General features: G+C 74.1%; 16 protein-coding genes. 10 read left to right on the top strand and 6 right to left on the bottom strand.

The genetic code is table 11. The features are described 5' to 3' along the window. The first annotated feature begins 30 nt into the window (after nt 1–30). Nucleotides 31–933, top strand: a complete 903-nt coding sequence (locus tag CHF15_RS05600) for an NADP-dependent oxidoreductase (RefSeq protein WP_089222478.1) — start codon at nt 31–33, stop codon at nt 931–933. 139 nt (nt 934–1,072) lie between these two features. Beyond that, nucleotides 1,073–1,651 carry a Uma2 family endonuclease gene (locus tag CHF15_RS05595; protein ID WP_089222477.1) on the top strand — a complete coding sequence of 193 codons (579 nt, stop codon included), beginning with the start codon at nt 1,073–1,075 and terminating at the stop codon, nt 1,649–1,651. 28 nt (nt 1,652–1,679) lie between these two features. On the opposite strand, the gene CHF15_RS05590 is transcribed toward CHF15_RS05595, so the two are convergent. Continuing rightward, nucleotides 1,680–4,469: an FAD-binding and (Fe-S)-binding domain-containing protein gene (locus tag CHF15_RS05590; RefSeq protein ID WP_089222476.1), complete on the bottom strand. Its 2,790-nt coding sequence runs from the start codon at nt 4,467–4,469 to the stop codon at nt 1,680–1,682. An 86-nt stretch (nt 4,470–4,555) separates the two neighbouring features. Here CHF15_RS05590 and serC point away from each other — a divergent pair, with 86 nt between their 5' ends. Then, nucleotides 4,556–5,674, top strand: coding sequence for a phosphoserine transaminase (gene serC / locus CHF15_RS05585; protein ID WP_089222475.1), 1,119 nt, complete (start codon nt 4,556–4,558; stop codon nt 5,672–5,674). Between the two features lie 72 nt (nt 5,675–5,746). Here serC and CHF15_RS05580 read toward each other — a convergent pair whose 3' ends face one another. Continuing rightward, a complete protein-coding gene (locus CHF15_RS05580) occupies nt 5,747–6,763 on the bottom strand; it encodes a hypothetical protein (RefSeq protein WP_089222474.1) in 1,017 nt (338 codons plus the stop codon). A 28-nt stretch (nt 6,764–6,791) separates the two neighbouring features. Further along, nucleotides 6,792–7,397, bottom strand: a complete 606-nt coding sequence (locus CHF15_RS05575; protein WP_089222473.1) for a mycothiol-dependent nitroreductase Rv2466c family protein — start codon at nt 7,395–7,397, stop codon at nt 6,792–6,794. 242 nt (nt 7,398–7,639) lie between these two features. Here CHF15_RS05575 and CHF15_RS05570 point away from each other — a divergent pair, with 242 nt between their 5' ends. The 3 genes from CHF15_RS05570 to CHF15_RS05560 all read left to right on the top strand — a co-directional run bounded on the left by CHF15_RS05570 (nt 7,640) and on the right by CHF15_RS05560 (nt 9,850). Beyond that, nucleotides 7,640–8,332 carry a GDSL-type esterase/lipase family protein gene (locus CHF15_RS05570; RefSeq protein WP_089222472.1) on the top strand — a complete coding sequence of 231 codons (693 nt, stop codon included), beginning with the start codon at nt 7,640–7,642 and terminating at the stop codon, nt 8,330–8,332. A gap of 34 nt (nt 8,333–8,366) precedes the next feature. Further along, a complete protein-coding gene (locus CHF15_RS05565; RefSeq protein WP_089222471.1) occupies nt 8,367–9,362 on the top strand; it encodes an aldo/keto reductase in 996 nt (331 codons plus the stop codon). A 68-nt stretch (nt 9,363–9,430) separates the two neighbouring features. After that, the gene (locus CHF15_RS05560) at nt 9,431–9,850 is read left to right on the top strand and encodes a CBS domain-containing protein (protein WP_089222470.1); all 420 of its coding nucleotides are present in this window, start codon (nt 9,431–9,433) and stop codon (nt 9,848–9,850) included. A 152-nt stretch (nt 9,851–10,002) separates the two neighbouring features. On the opposite strand, the gene thpR is transcribed toward CHF15_RS05560, so the two are convergent. Together thpR and CHF15_RS05550 are read right to left on the bottom strand one after the other, a co-directional pair. Further along, nucleotides 10,003–10,572: an RNA 2',3'-cyclic phosphodiesterase gene (thpR, locus tag CHF15_RS05555; RefSeq protein ID WP_089222469.1), complete on the bottom strand. Its 570-nt coding sequence runs from the start codon at nt 10,570–10,572 to the stop codon at nt 10,003–10,005. A 24-nt stretch (nt 10,573–10,596) separates the two neighbouring features. Continuing rightward, the gene (locus CHF15_RS05550; RefSeq protein WP_089222704.1) at nt 10,597–11,697 is read right to left on the bottom strand and encodes a citrate synthase 2; all 1,101 of its coding nucleotides are present in this window, start codon (nt 11,695–11,697) and stop codon (nt 10,597–10,599) included. A gap of 285 nt (nt 11,698–11,982) precedes the next feature. On the opposite strand from CHF15_RS05550, the gene pdxH reads away from it, so the two are divergent. Both pdxH and CHF15_RS05540 read left to right on the top strand, forming a co-directional pair. Continuing rightward, the gene (gene pdxH / locus CHF15_RS05545) at nt 11,983–12,606 is read left to right on the top strand and encodes a pyridoxamine 5'-phosphate oxidase (protein WP_089222703.1); all 624 of its coding nucleotides are present in this window, start codon (nt 11,983–11,985) and stop codon (nt 12,604–12,606) included. Nucleotides 12,607–13,004: 398 nt separating this feature from the next. Continuing rightward, on the top strand, nt 13,005–14,321 hold the full coding sequence (locus CHF15_RS05540) for a PAS domain-containing protein (RefSeq protein ID WP_089222468.1): 1,317 nt from the start codon (nt 13,005–13,007) through the stop codon (nt 14,319–14,321). An 8-nt stretch (nt 14,322–14,329) separates the two neighbouring features. On the opposite strand, the gene CHF15_RS05535 is transcribed toward CHF15_RS05540, so the two are convergent. After that, nucleotides 14,330–15,079 carry an SIS domain-containing protein gene (locus CHF15_RS05535; RefSeq protein WP_089222467.1) on the bottom strand — a complete coding sequence of 250 codons (750 nt, stop codon included), beginning with the start codon at nt 15,077–15,079 and terminating at the stop codon, nt 14,330–14,332. A gap of 111 nt (nt 15,080–15,190) precedes the next feature. Between CHF15_RS05535 and CHF15_RS05530 the strand changes: the two genes are divergently transcribed. Together CHF15_RS05530 and CHF15_RS05525 are read left to right on the top strand one after the other, a co-directional pair. Then, entirely contained in the window at nt 15,191–15,883 is a 693-nt protein-coding gene (locus CHF15_RS05530) for a metal-dependent transcriptional regulator (protein ID WP_089222466.1), read from the top strand. Nucleotides 15,884–16,313: 430 nt separating this feature from the next. Beyond that, nucleotides 16,314–17,189: an alpha/beta fold hydrolase gene (locus CHF15_RS05525; RefSeq protein ID WP_089222465.1), complete on the top strand. Its 876-nt coding sequence runs from the start codon at nt 16,314–16,316 to the stop codon at nt 17,187–17,189. Nucleotides 17,190–17,208 lie beyond the last annotated feature (19 nt).

Below are 17,208 nucleotides of genomic sequence, written 5' to 3'. Positions count from 1 at the left end.
GCACATCCTCAGGAACAGGGAGCTTCTGCCATGCGTGCTGTCGTGATCAGGGAATTCGGCGGGCCCGAGGTGCTGGAGGTCGCCGAGGTGCCGCTGCCCGAGCCGGGCCCGGGCGAGGTCCGGGTGCGGGTGGCCGCGGCCGGGGTCAACCCCGCCGACCTCGCCGTACGGGCCGGTCTGCTCGGGGCCGGGGCACTGGCGCCCGGCGCCTTCCTCGGGCTGGGCTGGGACGTCGCGGGGACCGTGGACGCGGTCGGCGCCGGGGTCTCCGTCCCCGTGCCGGGCACGGCCGTCGTGGGCGCGGTGGGCGGGTTCGGGCAGCGGACCAAGGCGCACGCCGAGTACGTCGTGCTGGGCGCGGACGCCCTCGCCGCGGCTCCCTCGTCCGTCGACCCCGTCCACGCCGCCACCCTCCCCACCAACGCCCTCACCGCCGACCAGGCGCTCGGCCTGCTCGCCGTCCGGCCCGGCGACCGCCTGCTGGTCACCGGCGCGGCGGGCGCGGTCGGGGGCTACGCCGTCCAGCTGGCCCGGCACGCGGGGCTGCACGTCGTGGCACTCGCCCGCCCCGCCGACCTCCCGCTGCTGCGGGAACTGGGCGCCGACGAGGCCGTGTCGTCCCTGGACGGCGTCCGGGCCGACGCCGCCCTCGACGCGGCGGCGCTCGGCGCCCCCGTCCTGGCGGCCGTACCGGACGGCGGCGGCTACGTCACCGTCCGGCCCGACGCGGTGCCCGCCGCCGTGCGCGGCATCCGCGTCGCCGCCGTGCAGGTCCAGCCGGACGGCGGGCGCCTCGCGGAACTCGTGGCCCTGCTGGACCGGGGCGTGCTCACCACGCGGGTGGCCGACACCTACCCGCTGGAGGAGGCCGCGAAGGCCCACGCGCGCCTCGCGGAGGGGGGCGTGCGGGGGAGGCTCGTGCTGGTGCCGTGACCCTGGTGCCGGCGTCGGTGACCTCGGGGGTGCTTCATCGTTTCGAGTGAATGTGCGATCGGGGCGCCCCGGACGGGCGGCGGCTGCGTGAGAATCGGAGGTGTCGTCAGTCGCGTGTGCGGAGCCCCCTGGAGGACCGATGAGCTCACAGCCCCACTGGGCGCCTCGGGCGGCCGCCGGTTCGTACGCGCCGGACGACCCGGAAACCGCGCTCAAGTACGCGATCCGGCACCACGGGGGGGACCGGGTGCAGATCGTCGAGGGGGCCATCCAGCAAGTGGTGCCACCTACGTGGGGGCATGAGAAGGCCGCAGCCATGATCCGTCGGCAGATCGACCCCGTCGTGCAGAAGATGGGCTGCCTCTCGGGCTCGGGGAACCTGGACCTTCCCGGCAGTGGCAACTGGTACGTGCCGGACCTGGCCGTCGTGCCGGAAGACCTGGCGGAAGCCGACGCTCTCGTCCCCCACCAGACCCTGCTGGTGGTGGAGGTGACCTCCGAGTCCAACGGCGACACCGACCGAATCGTCAAACGCCGCCGCTACGCCGAGTACGGCGCCCCGCTGTACCTCCTCGTCGACCGGCAGGAGCGCAGCTGCACCCTGTACGCGGAGCCGGGGGAGCTCGGCTACCGGTCGGTGGACGGCCCGCACCCCTTCGGCACGCCGCTGCGGCTGCCCGAGCCCTTCGGACTGGAGCTGGACACCGCGGAGTTCTGAGCCCGCCCGCTTTTCCCCGGCCCGCTGCTCACAGCCCGTCCGCCAGCAGCTCCGCGAGGTGCCGGGCCCGCACCCCGGCGAGCTGGGCGAGCTGGGTGCGGCAGGAGAAGCCGTCCGCCAGGACGGCCGTGCCGGGGCGGGCGGCGCGCACGGCGGGGAGGAGACGGTCCTCGGCGCAGGCGACGGAGACCTCGTAGTGGCCGCGTTCGAAGCCGAAGTTTCCGGCCAGACCGCAGCAACCCGAGGCCAGGGAGCCGTTGAGTCCGGCGCGGGCCCGCAGCCGGCGCTCGGCGGCGTCACCGAGGACGGCGTGCTGGTGGCAGTGGGTCTGGCCGGTGACGGCCCGGTCGAGGCGCGGCGGCGTCCAGCCGGGCGCCGCCTCCTCCAGCACCTGTGCGAAGGTGCGTACGGAACCGGCCAGGGCCGCCGCCTCGTCGGTGCCCAGGAGTTCGGGCAGATCGGTGCGGAGCGCCGCCGCGCAGCTCGGTTCCAGCACGACGACGGGACGCCCCGCGGCCACCACCGGCGCCATCCGCCGTACCGTGCGGCGCATCACCCGGCGGGCCCGGTCGAGCCGGCCGGTCGAGACCCAGGTCAGGCCGCAGCACACACGCCCGGGCGGCAGTACGACCCGCAACCCGGCCGCCTGGAGGACGCGCACGGCGGCGCGGCCCACCTCGGGGGAGAAGCGGTCGGTGAAGGTGTCCGGCCACAGCACCACGGTCGCCCCCGCGCCCGCCCCCGGTGCCGGCGGCTCCTCCTCCTCCTCCTCCTGCCGCCGCCACCAGCGTACGAAGGACTCCTCGGCCAGCAGCGGCAGCTCCCGCTCGGGCGCGACCCCCGCGGCCCGCCTGGCCAGGGCCGCCAAGGGCCGCACCCGGGCGAGGGCGTTCACGGTCCCGGCGGCCGGGGCCGCCGCGCGCAGCCAGGTCGGCAGCCCGCCCATCAGGTAGTGGGAGGCGGGCCGCGGCCGCCGCCGGTAGTGGTGGTGCAGGAACTCCGCCTTGTAGGTGGCCATGTCGACGCCGACCGGGCAGTCCGTGCGGCAGCCCTTGCACGACAGGCACAGGTCGAGGGCGTCCGCGACCTCCGGCGAGCGCCAGCCGCCGGTGACGACCTCGCCGGCGAGCATCTCGTGCAGCAGCCGGGCCCGGCCGCGGGTGGAGTGCCGCTCCTCGCGCGTCGCCCGGTACGAGGGGCACATCACGCCCTCCCCCGGACCCCCGCCCGTGTCACGGCACTTGGCGACGCCGACGCAGCGGCGCACCGCCGCCGAGAAGTCCCCGCCGTCCTGGGGGTAGCCGAAGGCGACGTCGACCGGCCGGCGCGGCAGGACCGCGAAGCGCAGATTGCCGTCGAGGGGGGCGGGCCGTACGAGCATGCCGGGGTTGAGGCCGCCCGCCGGGTCCAGCGCGTCCTTGAACCGGCCGAAGAGGGCGACGAGTTCCTCCCCGTACATCCGGGGCAGCAGCTCCGCGCGGGCCTGCCCGTCGCCGTGCTCCCCGGACAGCGAGCCGCCGTGGGCGACGACGAGGTCCGCGACGTCCTCGGAGAAGCGCCGGAAGCGGGCCACACCGGCCGCGCCGAGCAGGTCGAAGTCGATGCGCACGTGGATGCAGCCGTCGCCGAAGTGCCCGTACGGGGTGCCGTGCAGGCCGTACTCGCGCAGCAGCGAACGGAAGTCGCGCAGGTAGGCGCCGAGCCGCGCGGGGGGCACGGCGCAGTCCTCCCAGCCCGGCCAGGCCTCCGCGCCCCCCGGGGTGCGGGTGGCCGTCCCGGCGGCCTCCTCGCGGATCCGCCACAGCGCGCGCTGCGCGACGGGGTCGGTCACGACGACCGAGCCGACCGCGTCCGCGAGCCGCCGCAGCGCCTCCGCCTCGCCGGTGCCGGGCATCTCGACGAAGAGCCACGCGCCGCCCCGGGGCAGCAGTTCGGCGGCTTCCCCGCCCACCAGGTCGGCGGCCATGCCCTCCACGGTCAGCGGGCCGTACGGCAGCAGGCCGTTCGCGGCGTCGGCGGCGGCACCCTCGTCCGGGTAGCCGAGGACGACCAGGACCCGCACCGGGGGCGCGGGCACCAGCCGGACCTCGGCCTCCGTGATCACGGCGAGCGTGCCCTCGCTGCCGGTCAGGGCACGGGCCAGGTCCCGGCCGCGTTCGGGGAGCAGGGCGTCCAGGGCGTAGCCGGAGATGCGCCGGGGGAGCTGCTGCGGGTAGCCGGTGCGCAGCAGGGCGAGATGGCCGTCCACCAGTTCCCGCAGGTCGGCGCGGAGCGGTTCGGCGGTGCGCAGCGGCTCGCCGCCGTAGGTGAGGCACTCCAGGGCCCGGACGTTGTCGGCGGTGGTGCCCCAGGCGACGGAGTGCGCGCCGCACGCGTTGTTGCCGATCATCCCGCCGAGGGTGCAGCGGCTGTGGGTGGACGGATCGGGGCCGAAGGTCAGCCCGTGCGCGGCGGCGGCGCGCCGCAGATCGTCCAGGACCACCCCCGGCTGCACACGGGCCGTCAACGCCTCGGGGCTGAGTGACACGATCCGGTGCATGTGGCGGGTGAAGTCGAGCACGACGCCCGTGCCCGTGGCCTGCCCGGCGATCGACGTCCCGCCGCCGCGCGGCACCACCGGCACCCCGTGCGACCGGCACACGGCGAGCGCCGCGGCCACGTCGTCGGCGTCGTACGGCGCGACCACGGCCACCGGGACGCGCCGGTAGTTGGACGCGTCCATCGTGGTCAGCGCCCTGCTCTGCGCGTCGAAGGAGACCTCGCCGCGTACGGCCCGCTCCAGGTCGCGGCGCAGTGCGTGCCGCAGATCGTCCGCCATGCCCCTCAGCCTGCCCCACCGCGGCGCATGTCTCACCGGATGGAACGGAGCCCCGTGACGGGGTCGTCACGCACTACGCTGCGAACGTGGCCGAGATCCAGATTCCCGCTGACATCAAGCCCGCCGACGGACGATTCGGTTCGGGCCCCTCCAAGGTGCGGCCCGAGGCGCTCAGCGCGCTGGCCGCGACCGGCACCTCGCTGATGGGCACCTCTCACCGGCAGGCGCCGGTGAAGGACCTGGTCGGCCGGGTCCGGGACGGCATCCGCGAGCTGTTCGCGCTCCCCGAGGGCTACGAGGTGGTGCTCGGCAACGGCGGCTCCACCGCCTTCTGGGACATCGCCACCCATGGCCTGATCGAGCGCAGGTCGCAGCACCTCAGCTTCGGCGAGTTCTCCTCCAAGTTCGCCAAGGCCGCCAAGCTGGCGCCCTGGCTGGACGAGCCGACCGTGATCTCCGCCGACCCGGGCTCGCACCCCGAGGCCGTCGCCGAGGCGGGCGTGGACGTCTACGCCTTCACCCACAACGAGACCTCCACCGGTGTCGCGATGCCGCTGAAGCGGGTCGCCGGCGCCGACGAGGGCGCCCTCGTCCTGGTCGACGCCACTTCCGGCGCGGGCGGCCTGCCGGTCGACATCGCCGAGACCGACGTCTACTACTTCGCCCCGCAGAAGTCCTTCGCCGCCGACGGCGGGTTGTGGATCGCCGCGTTCTCCCCGGCCGCCCTGGAGCGCGCCGAGCGGATCGCCGCGTCCGGCCGGCACATCCCGGCCTTCTTCGACCTGCCGACCGCGATCGACAACTCGAAGAAGAACCAGACATACAACACCCCGGCGCTCGCCACCCTGTTCCTGCTGAACGACCAGCTGGAGTGGATCAACGGCCAGGGCGGCCTCGACTGGGCGGTGGGCCGCACCGCCGCCTCCTCCCGCAACCTGTACGGCTGGGCCGAGGACTCCAAGCACGCCACCCCGTTCGTCACCGACCCGGCCAAGCGCTCGCAGGTCGTCGGCACGATCGACTTCAACGACGACGTCGACGCCGCCGCGATCGCCAAGGTGCTGCGCGCCAACGGCGTCGTCGACACCGAGCCGTACCGCAAGCTGGGCCGCAACCAGCTGCGCGTCGCGATGTTCCCGGCCGTGGAGCCCGCGGACGTCGAGGCCCTGACCGCCTGCGTCGACTTCGTCATCGAGCGGCTCTGACCCCGGCCCCACGGGGCCACCACCGCCGACGGGCGGGGCGACCGCCCCGCCCGTCGGCGTTCCCGCGGCGCCTCAGCGCTCCCGGCGCAGCAGCCGGCGCACCCCGATCAGCAGCGCGGCGATCGCGGCCAGGGTGACGGCGCCCAGCGTGAACTGCCGGGTCGAACCGGGCTCGTCCGCGCCGGAACCCACGGCGTCCGCCGAGGAACTCCCCGGGGACCCGGGCGAGGAGGAGGCCGCACGGCGGGCGGCTTCCGGCAGGTCGTCCCCGCTCAGCGGCGAGCGCCAGACCTCGCTGTCCGTGCCCTCGCTGCCGTACATCAGGGACCGGCCGTCCGGGGTGAAGGCGACGGACTCGCCCTGCCGCTGCAGTGGCACGTGCATCTGGTCGATCCGGCGCGCCGTGCCGTCGGACCAGCGGTACATCAGGGCGCCGAAGTAGCCGCGCAGCACCAGCCGGCTGCCGTCCGGGGAGAAGGCGCCGTCGGTGATCCACAGCGGGATGTCCGCGATCCGCCGGAAGACGTTGGTGCCGCTCGCGGAGAGCTTCGCCGGGCCCTCGTAGAGGCCGCCGCCGTCCTCGTTCTTGCTCGCGATGTACACCCGCCCGGTCTTCGGGTCGACCATCATCGCCTCGGCGTTGCGCGGGCCCTTGTCGTAGGTGACGGTGAACTGCGTCGCGGTCACCGTCTGGTCCGCCAGCCGCTTCGGCTCCGGGAAGCGGTAGATCCACACGTGCGGCCAGGAGCCGTCGAGGTTGTCGCCGATGTCGCCGACGTAGAGGGCGCCGTCCGGGCCCATCGAGATCGCCTCGACGTCGCGCGGGCTGCCCACGCCGCGCAGGGTGACGGTGGCGACCGTCTTCCCCGTCGCGGAGTCGACGGCGTAGACGTACGGGCCGTCGTCGCTGTCGTTGTGCGTCCAGTAGACGCCCTTGTGGAGACGGCTGGCGACCAGGCCGCTCGACTCGGTGATCCGCGGGTCCGACATCGTGAAGGCCACGGACTCCCCGTCGTCGGCGGCCGCGGTGCCGACCAGGGGACCCATGACGAGGACGGAGGCCGCGGCCGCGGCGAGCAGTGGGCGCATGCGCCAAGCCTGCCAGGTGCACGACGGCTCAGGCGAAGTCGAGGCCGCCGGTGCGGCTGCGCTTCAGCTCGAAGAAGGCCGGGTGGCCGGCCAGCGCCCGCACCCCGTCGAAGAGCCGCGCCGCCTCCTCGCCGCGCGGGATCGAGGTGAGGACGGGGCCGAAGAAGGCGGCCCCGTCGATGTGCAGGGTGGGCGTGCCGACCTCCTCCCCGACCGGGTCCATGCCCTCGTGGTGGCTCCGGCGCAGCTCCTCGTCGTACGCGGTGCCACCCGCGGCCTCCGCCAGCTCCGGCGGCAGGCCCGCCTCCGCCAGCGCCTCGCGCAGCACCTCGTCGGAGGCCGGGCGGTCCTGCACGTGCAGCCGGGTGCCGAGCGCCGTGTACAGCTCGCGCAGCACGTGCTCCCCGTGGTGCCGGGCGGCGGCGACGCAGACCCGCACCGGGCCCCAGCCGGTGCTCAGCAGCCGCTCGTAGCGCTCGGGCAGGCCCTCGCGGCCCTCGTTCAGCACGGAAAGGCTCATCACCCTGAAGCGCAGGCGCAGTTCGCGTTCCCGTTCGACCTCGAGGATCCAGCGGGAGGTGATCCAGGCGAAGGGGCAGATGGGATCGAAGTAGAAGTCGACCGAGTGCGTCATGCCCGTCACCCTAGGAACGGAACGGCCCACTCAGCAGGGCCATTCAAGGGTTGTGCCACTGGGCCAATCCCCGGGGGCGGGCCGTGCGCGCCGGCCCTCGGCAGTGACGGTCCCGACATCGCCGGACCCGAGGTCAGGGCCCCGCCGACGGGCCCGCGGGCCCTAAGATCCCCTCCATGTCCAGTGCTCCCCACGGCCCCGGTGACGGGCCCCGCCGCACGCCCGGACGCCGCACGGCGTGGATGTTCGTCGGCGACTCGATGACCATCGGCAGCGCGGGGGAGCACACCTGGCGCTACCGCATGTGGCGGCACCTGCGGTCGCTGGGCACGGAGGGCGAGGACTTCGCGATCGTCGGCCCGCGGACCGCGCTGTACGACCCCACCGCCGACGCGGCCGTCTCCCAGCACTACGCCGACCCCGACTTCCCCGTCTCCGCGCGCCGCCACCTCGCGGGCTGGGGCGAGGGATGGCTGCACATGGCGCCGCTGATCGAGGGCGCCGTGCGGGAGCACCGCCCCGACGTGCTGCTGGTGTCGCTCGGCCTGATCGACCTCGGCTTCTACACCAACCCCGGGCAGACCGAGGCCAACGTGCGGCTGTTCGTCGCGCGGGCGCGGGCCGCCAACCCCCGGGTCGCCGCAGTGCTGCTGCCGGTCATACCCAACTCGCGCTGCGACCAGGACCCCGGATTCGGTTCGCAGTGCGAGGAGTTCAACACCCGCCTGGCCAAGGCGGTCGCGGATCTGGGCACCCCGGCCTCCCCGCTGCTGCTGGCCTCCCGCCCGGCCGGGTACGACATCGCCCGGGACACCTACGACGGCACCCACCCCAACGCCTCCGGGGAGCACCGGCTGGCCGCCGCGTTCGCCGACGCCGCGCACCAGGCGTGGGGGCTGGGGGCGCCCTACCGACACCCCCTCAACTCCGCTTGATTCGAGCGCACTCCAACGGCTTGGCTTGTGTCCCATGGAGTACACACAGCTCGGACGCACCGGACTCAAGGTCAGCCGGCTCGTACTGGGAACGATGAACTTCGGCCCGCAGACGGACGAGGCCGACAGCCACGCCATCATGGACGCCGCGCTCGACGCGGGCGTCAACTTCTTCGACACGGCCAACGTCTACGGCTGGGGCGAGAACAAGGGCCGTACCGAGGAGATCATCGGCAGCTGGTTCGCCAAGGGCGGCGGCCGCCGTGACAAGACCGTCCTGGCGACCAAGGTCTACGGCAACATGGGCGCCGACGGCGCCCCCTGGCCGAACGACGACAAGCTCTCCGCGCTCAACATCCGACGTGCCGCCGAGGCGAGCCTGAAGCGCCTGGGCACCGACCACATCGACGTCTACCAGTTCCACCACATCGACCGCGCGACGCCGTGGGAGGAGATCTGGCAGGCGATCGACGTCCTGGTGCAGCAGGGCAAGGTCCTCTACGCCGGGTCGTCCAACTTCTCCGGCTGGGGCATCGCCAAGGCCAACGAGGCCGCCGCCAGGCGCCACTCGCTGGGTCTGGTCAGCGAGCAGTGCCTGTACAACCTGGTCGAGCGCCGCGCCGAGATGGAGGTCATCCCGGCCGCGCAGGAGTACGGCCTCGGCGTCATCCCCTGGTCGCCGCTCCACGGCGGTCTGCTGGGCGGCGCGCTGCGCAAGGAGCGGGAGGGCGGCGGCGCCCGTTCCACCTCCGGCCGCAGCGCCGACTCGCTGAAGGACAGCGCCCTGCGCGAGCAGGTGCAGCGGTACGAGGACGCGGTCGACAAGGCCGGGCTGCAGCCCGGTGACGTCGCCCTGGCCTGGCTGCTGGGCCGTCCCGGCATCACGGGCCCGATCGTCGGCCCGCGCACCCGCGAGCAGCTGGACTCCGCGCTGCGCGCGGTGGAACTGGAACTGCCCGCGGAACTCCTCGCCGAGCTGGACGAGATCTTCCCCGGTCCCGGCCCGTCCCCGGAGGCCTTCGCCTGGTAGGCGTCCGCGGTCCCCGCCCCGTCGTGCGCCCGGTCGCAGATTCACCCGGTCGGGCGCACGATGAGGGTATGACCACAGCCAAAGAGATCATGCACCCCGGCGCCCGTGCGATACCGGCGACCGAGACTCTCGACCGGGCCGCGCAGCTGATGCGCGAGCTCAACGTCGGCGCGCTGCCGGTCCACGACGTGAACGACCGGATGTGCGGCATCATCACCGACCGGGACATCGTCACCAAGTGCATCGCCGCCGGACGCGACCCCTCCAAGGTGACCTGCGGCGACCTGTGCGAGGGGACCCCCCGCTGGATCGACGCCGAAGCCGACGTCTCCGACGTCCTCACCGAGATGGAGTCGCACCGCATCAAGCGGCTCCCGGTCGTCGAGGACAAGAAGCTGATCGGCATCATCACCGAGGCCGACCTGGCCCGCCACCTCACCGACGAACAGGTCGCGGAATTCGTCGAGAGGGTGTACGCCGGCGCCTGAGGCGCCCGGACCCTCCGGCCGTTCGGTCGCCCGGCCCGGCTAGCCGCGCACGAACGTGCCGACGATCACCACGACCACCAGCAGGGCGAGGGCGGCGGTCATTACTCGGGTACGGGTCTTCGGGTCCACACATCGAGGTTAACGGGGCGGCCTCAGTGCCCCAGCGGGCAGGTCCGCACCGTCTCGTACCGCGGCTGGGCCCCCGGCACCCCCGGGGTGGGCGGATGGCTCCGCACCAGGGAGATCGCCGCCGCCGTCCACGGTGTCCCCGCGAACTGCGTGAGGGCGTCCGTGAAGGGCCGCAGGCCCACCCTGGTGCGCCCGGCGCGCTGCCGGGCGAGCGTGAGGTGGGCGTGGAAGCGGCCGTGCGCGTCCTCGTGGTGGACGCCCGCCCGCCGGGCGGCGGCCTCCGCGCCCGCGGCCGCGCGGCCCAGGTCGTCGCCGTCCAGACCGGCCCACAGCGTGCGGTCCCCGAAGCGGCCCCCGCCGGTCAGCGAGATCCGGCAGGGTGGGTGGCGGCGCGCCGCCCGCTCCAGCCGTTCGGACAGGGCCGGCAGCACGTCCTCGTCCACCTCGCCCAGGAACACCAGCGTCACGTGCCACCCGGCACGCTCCGTCCACCGCAGCCCTTCCGCGCCCGGCAGGTCGCGGAGGGCGTCCACGGCGCCCCCCAGTTCGGCGAGGGCGGACCTGGGGGGCACGACGGCCACGAACAGCCTCATGCCCCCAGGGTGCACCGCACGGGACTAGCGTGCGATGTCCGCGTAGCCCTCGACCTCGCGCGGGTCGCGGGAGCCCGGGCCGACGTAGCGGGCCGAGGGGCGCACCAGGCGGCCGGTGCGCTTCTGCTCCAGGATGTGCGCCGACCAGCCCGCGGTGCGGGCGCAGCTGAACATCGAGGTGAACATGTGGGCCGGGACCTCGGCGAAGTCCAGGATGATCGCGGCCCAGAACTCCACGTTGGTCGCCAGGACGCGGTCCGGGCGGCGGGAGTGCAGCTCCTCCAGGGCGGCCTTCTCCAGCGCCTCCGCGATCTCGTAGCGGGGGGCGCCCAGCTCCCTGGCCGTACGGCGCAGCACCCGCGCCCGCGGGTCCTCGGCACGGTAGACGCGGTGGCCGAAGCCCATCAGACGCTCGCCCTTGTCCAGGGCCTGCTTCACGTACGCCTCGGCGTCGCCGGTGCGCTCGATCTCCTCGATCATCCCCAGCACGCGCGAGGGAGCGCCGCCGTGCAGCGGGCCGGACATGGCGCCGACCGCGCCGGACAGCGCCGCGGCCACGTCGGCACCGGTGGAGGCGATCACCCGGGCGGTGAAGGTGGACGCGTTCATGCCGTGCTCGGCGGCGGAGGTCCAGTAGGCGTCGACGGCCGCGACGTGCTTCGGGTCGGGCTCGCCGCGCCAGCGGATCATGAAGCGCTCGACGACCGACTGCGCCTTGTCGATCTCCCGCTGCGGCACCATCGGCAGCCCCTGGCCGCGCGCCGACTGTGCCACGTACGACAGCGCCATCACGGCCGCGCGCGCCAGGTCCTCGCGGGCCTGCTCGGCGTCGATGTCCAGCAGCGGCTGCAGCCCCCACACCGGCGCGAGCATCGCCAGCGCCGACTGGACGTCGACGCGGATGTCGCCGGAGTGCACGGGGATCGGGAAGGGCTCGGCCGGGGGGAGGCCGGGGTTGAAGGCACCGTCGACCAGCAGGCCCCACACGTTCCCGAAGGAGACGTGGCCCACCAGGTCCTCGATGTCCACCCCGCGGTAGCGCAGGGCGCCGCCTTCCTTGTCGGGTTCGGCGATCTCCGTCTCGAAGGCGACGACTCCCTCGAGTCCGGGTACGAAGTCGGACATCAGGCGGCTCCTCTTGATGCGGTCGACGATCGAGTGGTGCTTGTGGCACACGGGGTGGGGCATGGGGTTCGGCACTGGGTGCCCCGCACGATATCCCCCGATGTCGAGAGGGCACAGATACCCGGCCTGTAAGTCTGTCCCCTCCCGCAGGTGACGTGAAGCGTGAGGTCCGGCACATGTTGCGGCGGACCTCACGCACGGCGTCCGGCGCACCGTACGGCACACGGTGCCGCCGCCGTGCTGCAAGATGTGCGGGTGCAGCACAGCCACCACGACCCCGCCGCCATGCGCAAGCAGTACCGCGCCCGCGGACTGACCGAGGCCGAGCTGGCCGGCGACCCGTACACGCAGTTCGCGCACTGGTTCGCCGATGCCGTCAACGCCCGCGTCGACGAGCCCAACGCCATGGTGGTCTCCACCGCGGGGGCCGACGGCCTGCCCAGCTCGCGGACGGTCCTGCTGAAGAGCTACGACCACCGCGGCTTCGTCTTCTTCACCAACTACGGCTCCAGGAAGGGCCGCGAACTCACCGAGCGGCCCTACGCCTCGCTGCTCTTCCCCTGGCACCCGATCGCGCGCCAGGTCATCGTGGCGGGCGCCGCCGAGCGCGTCTCCCGCGAGGAGACCGAGGCCTACTTCCGCAGCCGGCCGCACGGCTCGCGGATCGGCGCCTGGGCGAGCGAGCAGTCCTCGGTGGTGGGCGCGCGGGAGGAGCTGGAGCACCGCTACGAGGAGCTGGCGGCCCGCTACCCCGAGGGCACGGACGTGCCGGTGCCGCCCCACTGGGGAGGCTTCCGGGTGGTCGCGCGCAGCGTGGAGTTCTGGCAGGGGCGGGAGAACCGGCTGCACGACCGGCTGGTGTACACGGCCGCGGAGGGCGGCTGGACGGTGCGGCGCCTGTCGCCCTGAGGGGCGGGCCGGGCGCCGGGCCGAATGCCGAGCCGGATGCCGGCGGGCGAGGGCGGGGGAGAACGCAGGCGACCCGCGGGCTGCTCCCCGGACGGCGAACCGTCCGGGCATCGGCCGGACGAATCCGACGAGCCCGCGGGTCGGGTGACTGCGATGGAATTGGCCCGCTACGCACATCGCGCGCAGGCGAGGAGCGCAGGCGTCAGCCCGCAGTCACCTCACGCGTCCGATGGGAACTCATTCTCCGGACCACCTCCCTTCGTGTGTGCTCGCAACCCTAGGAAACGGTCCGCCGGACGACAAGTGGTTTTTTTCCGCCCCGTGAACCGCGGCACCGAGGCCGCCGAATTTCGTGAAGTTCGCGTGTCGCCGGTCACACAGGGGTTGAATGTCCAGACGTGCAGTCATTCGATGCGACGCCGCAGCTGCTCGCCGCGCTCCTCGACGGCATGGAGGCCGGACTCTGTGCCCTGGACCGCGACGGAGTGATCACGCACTGGAACTCCGAGGCCGCCCGCATCCTGGGCTGGACGGCGGAGGAGGCAGTGGGCCGGCGCGGATTCGCCGGCTGGGCCGCGCGCACCGCCGACGCCGAGGAGGTGCGCGAGCGGCTGCTGGGCGCCATGGCCGCGGACGGCCGCCAGGTCCACGAGTTCGCGCTGCTGACCAAGGACGGCCGCCGGGTGCTGGTGCGGACCCAGGCCGCCGCCGTGCACGGCTCAGACGGGCGCCCCGCGGGCGTCTACTGCGCGTTCTCCGAGGTGCACGCCCAGATCGACCTGGAGCGCTCGATAGCCCTCAGCGAGGCGCTCTTCGACGACGCGCCGTGCGGGGTCGTCCTCGTCGACGCCGACCTGCGTCCCGTCGTCGTCAACGCGTACGCCGCCCGCGTGCTGCGCACCAGCCGGGACGCGCCGCTCGGGAGACCGCTGGGCGACTTCCTCGACCAGGGCGTCGAGGAGCTGGAGAGCGCCCTGCAGCACGTGCTCGCCGAGGGCGCGCCCCCCGCGCCCAGCGAGCTGTGGGTGGGTCTGCGGGCGGACGAGGGCACACGCTGCTGCTGGCGCAGCGGTTTCGTGCGGCTCGGCTCGCCGCTGGGGGAGGAGCCGGTCCCGCTCGGCGTGGGGTGGCTCTTCCACGACGTCACCGACATCAAGGTCGCCGAGCAGGAGGCGGCGCGGCTGCGCTTCCGCAGCAACCAGCTGCACCGCGCCGCGCTGGCCGTCGCCGAGTGCGAGGAGCCCCTGGAGGCCGCCACCTGCTACGTGGACTTCTCCCTCGCCGGATTCGCCGAGCACGCGCTGCTCGACGTGCTGGCGCCCGACGGGGCGCGCCTGGTCCGGGCCGCCGCCACGCCCTCCGGCGGCGCGGGGCCCTGCCTGCCGGTGTCGGGCGGCATCCCGGTGCGGTACGGGGAGGGGCATCCGGCCCTGCAGGCGGTCGCCCGCACCGGCTCCGTCCGGGCCGGCTTCGGGGCGGCGGCCGCCGAGCCCGCCTCACGGGCCCAGGTCGACAGCTGGGCCGCCGCCCGGCGCTGGCCCGACGGAACCGTCCACGGACTGTGCGCGGTGCTGCGCAGCCGGGGCCGCACGCTCGGCGTGCTCACCTTCCTGCGCGGCACGGGCCGCCGTCCCTTCGACCGGGCGGACGCCGCCTTCGCCGAGGACGTCGCGCTGCGCGTGGCGGCCTGCCTCGACCTGGCGCCGCGGGCCTGACCGCGGGCTCAGCGGCGGTAGAAGATCCGGTCCGCGTACTCCTCGAAGACCTTCGCGTTCCACTCGTGGCCGCCGTCGACGTTGCCCGAGCGGAGCATGGGCGGGGTGACGCCGCGCTCCGCCAGGTCCGCCGCGGCCGTCGCCACGACGGCCTGCATCAGCGCGCTCGTCACCACGGTGGAGGCCGGGCCGAACGGCGCCGGGATGCCCGGCACGGACAGCTCCGCGTCGCCCGGTGCGATCTTGCTGTCCACGACGACGTCGCAGTGGTCCTTCAGGAAGGTGCCGCTCGCGTGCCGGGAGTGCGTCTCCTTGGCGTACGCCACGGATGTGACGCCGATCACCGTCATCCCAAGTGCCTTGGCCTCCTGCGCCATCTCCACGGGGAGCGGGTTGCGGCCGGAGAGGGAGATGATCACCAGGAGGTCGCCCGCCCGCGCGGGGGAGCTGCGCAGTACGACCCGGGCCAGGCCGCCGACCTGTTCGAGCGCGCTGCCGAGCGTGGCGGGGACGACGTCCACGCCGACCGCGCCGGGCACGGCCAGCAGGTTCACCAGGGCGAGGCCGCCCGCGCGGTAGACGACGTCCTGGGCGGGGAGCGCGGAGTGCCCGGCACCGTAGGCGAACACCCGCCCCCCGGCCGCCACGGTGTCCGCGAGCGCGGCAGCGGCCGCCTCGATCCCCGCGGACTCCTCGTCCCTCACCCGCCTGAGCAGTGCGATGGCGGCATCGAAATATGTGGCGGCCAGATCGGTCATGCCGAGAACCGTGCTGCCGCGGCGTCCGCCTGTCAACCACAGGGCCCCGGTTGTCGGTCGCATGCGTCAGAATTGAGTCCAGGGCCACGTACGAGCCATCGAGGGGCACGCATGTCCGGACTGATCGACACGACGGAGATGTATCTCCGCACCATCCTTGAGCTGGAGGAGGAGGGTGTGGTCCCCATGCGCGCCCGAATCGCCGAACGGCTCGACCAAAGCGGACCGACGGTCAGTCAGACCGTCGCGCGCATGGAGCGGGACGGGCTGGTGCACGTCGCGGGCGACCGGCATCTGGAGCTGACCTCCGAGGGCCGGCGGATCGCGACGCGCGTGATGCGCAAGCACCGGCTGGCCGAGTGCCTCCTGGTCGACGTCATCGGGCTGGAGTGGGAGCACGTGCACGCCGAGGCGTGCCGGTGGGAGCACGTGATGAGCGAGGCGGTCGAACGCCGCGTCCTCGAACTGCTGCGGCACCCCACGGAGTCCCCCTACGGCAACCCGATCCCGGGCCTGGAGGAGCTGGGCGAGAAGGACGGCGCGGACCCGTTCCTGGACGAGGGCATGGTCAGCCTGACCGACCTGGAGACGGGCCAGGCGGGTGCGAGCGTGGTCGTGCGGCGGATCGGCGAGCCCATCCAGACGGACGCCCAGCTGATGTACACGCTGCGGCGGGCCGGTGTGCAGCCGGGCGCGGTGGTGTCGGTGACCCCGTCGGCGGGCGGTGTGCTGGTCGGCAGCGGCGGCGAGGCGGCGGAGCTGAGCACGGAGACCGCGTCGCACGTGTTCGTCGCCAAGCGGTAGGGCCGGCCTCAAGGATCTTCGCGGCGTCGCGTCACGTCACGTGGCGCTGCGCTGCGCCGTGGCGTGCTGAGTCGTGTCGCGGGTCGGGCGGGTCGCCCCGGGTTCCGGCGCGCTCGCGGGCGGTGCCGGTTTGGTTGTCCGAGGGACCCCGGCGCCTCCCCTTGCGCCGGAGTCCCTTCCTCCCCCGATTCCCCCGTCCCCTCCCCTGGGTCCCCGTGGAGCCCACCCGGATCCCCGAGCTGTCCGGGTGGCTCCCCGCTGCCCGTCTTCCCCGCCGGACCGCGTCCCGCTGAAGTCCTCCCCTCGGCGCGCTCCGGCAATCCTTGAGCGTTGTCACTCGAAAGAGCGGTGTTGCGCGCGTGAAGACGCGAATCGAACAGGGTTTCGATAGCGTGGGGGTCTGAACGTCACGTACCAGGGGGTGCGGCACATGGCCAGGCGCGTCGAAGTCACCGGAGCGGGCGGCCTCCCGCTCACGGCGTGGGAGTACGCCGACGGGCCCGGAGCGGCGCCCGAGGAGGCGCTGCGGCCCGCCGTCCTGCTGCTGCACGGCCTGATGGGACGCGCCTCCCAGTGGGCCGGCACCGCCCGCAGGCTCGCCGCCCGCCACCGTGTGGTGGCACTCGACCAGCGCGGCCACGGGCGCAGTGCCAAGCCCGAGGGGCCGTACACCCGGGACGCCTACGTGGCCGACGCCGCCGCCGTCGTCGAACAGCTGGGGCTCGCCCCGGTCACCGTCGTGGGGCACTCCATGGGCGCCCTCACGGCCTGGCAGCTCGCCGCGCGCCGGCCGTCGCTGGTGCGGGGCGTCGTCCTGTGCGACATGCGGGCGGTGGCCCTCGGGGAGGCCAGCCAGCGCCACTGGGAGGACTGGTTCGGGGCCTGGCCGCTGCCCTTCTCCGGCCCCGACGCGGTGCGCCGGTGGTTCGGCGAGGAGGATCCGTGGCTGGAGGGCTCCCGCCCGGCCCGCGGGGAGTTCTTCGCCGAGGTGATGGAGGAGCACGCCGACGGCTGGCGCCCGGTGTTCGAGCGACGGCACATGCTGCGCTCCCGGGAGTCCTGGATCCACGACGCCCACTGGGACGAGCTGGCCCGGGTGTCCTGCCCCGCGCTCGTCGTGCGCGGCTGGGACGGCGAGCTGGGCCGCGCCGAGGCCCAGGAGATGGTGCGCGCGCTGCCCCGCGGCTCGTACGCGGAGATCCCCGACGCCGGCCACCTCGTCCCCTGGGACCAGCCCGAGGCCTGGTACGCGGCGGTCGAGACCTTCCTGGCGGACGTCGCCGGAATGCCGGTGTGCCAGGCCTGAGCCCCGCGGCGTCGGCGCT

The organism is Actinacidiphila glaucinigra (assembly GCF_900188405.1).
GTDB lineage: Bacteria > Actinomycetota > Actinomycetes > Streptomycetales > Streptomycetaceae > Actinacidiphila > Actinacidiphila glaucinigra.
The sequence above is the reverse complement of the archived record's forward strand: the minus strand, read 5'-3'. Positions and strand labels throughout refer to the sequence as shown.

What these genes read in the sequence shown, in the direction of transcription:
- CHF15_RS05550 (WP_089222704.1), bottom strand. Translation starts at nt 11,697, where the DNA reads ATGTCCGACTTCGTACCCGGACTCGAGGGAGTCGTCGCCTTCGAGACG.
- CHF15_RS05530 (WP_089222466.1), top strand. Translation starts at nt 15,191, where the DNA reads ATGTCCGGACTGATCGACACGACGGAGATGTATCTCCGCACCATCCTT.
- CHF15_RS05600 (WP_089222478.1), top strand. Translation starts at nt 31, where the DNA reads ATGCGTGCTGTCGTGATCAGGGAATTCGGCGGGCCCGAGGTGCTGGAG.
- CHF15_RS05565 (WP_089222471.1), top strand. Translation starts at nt 8,367, where the DNA reads ATGGAGTACACACAGCTCGGACGCACCGGACTCAAGGTCAGCCGGCTC.
- CHF15_RS05595 (WP_089222477.1), top strand. Translation starts at nt 1,073, where the DNA reads ATGAGCTCACAGCCCCACTGGGCGCCTCGGGCGGCCGCCGGTTCGTAC.
- thpR (WP_089222469.1), bottom strand. Translation starts at nt 10,572, where the DNA reads ATGAGGCTGTTCGTGGCCGTCGTGCCCCCCAGGTCCGCCCTCGCCGAA.
- CHF15_RS05535 (WP_089222467.1), bottom strand. Translation starts at nt 15,079, where the DNA reads ATGACCGATCTGGCCGCCACATATTTCGATGCCGCCATCGCACTGCTC.
- CHF15_RS05580 (WP_089222474.1), bottom strand. Translation starts at nt 6,763, where the DNA reads ATGCGCCCACTGCTCGCCGCGGCCGCGGCCTCCGTCCTCGTCATGGGT.
- pdxH (WP_089222703.1), top strand. Translation starts at nt 11,983, where the DNA reads ATGCGCAAGCAGTACCGCGCCCGCGGACTGACCGAGGCCGAGCTGGCC.
- CHF15_RS05590 (WP_089222476.1), bottom strand. Translation starts at nt 4,469, where the DNA reads ATGGCGGACGATCTGCGGCACGCACTGCGCCGCGACCTGGAGCGGGCC.
- CHF15_RS05525 (WP_089222465.1), top strand. Translation starts at nt 16,314, where the DNA reads ATGGCCAGGCGCGTCGAAGTCACCGGAGCGGGCGGCCTCCCGCTCACG.
- CHF15_RS05575 (WP_089222473.1), bottom strand. Translation starts at nt 7,397, where the DNA reads ATGACGCACTCGGTCGACTTCTACTTCGATCCCATCTGCCCCTTCGCC.
- CHF15_RS05570 (WP_089222472.1), top strand. Translation starts at nt 7,640, where the DNA reads ATGTTCGTCGGCGACTCGATGACCATCGGCAGCGCGGGGGAGCACACC.
- CHF15_RS05560 (WP_089222470.1), top strand. Translation starts at nt 9,431, where the DNA reads ATGACCACAGCCAAAGAGATCATGCACCCCGGCGCCCGTGCGATACCG.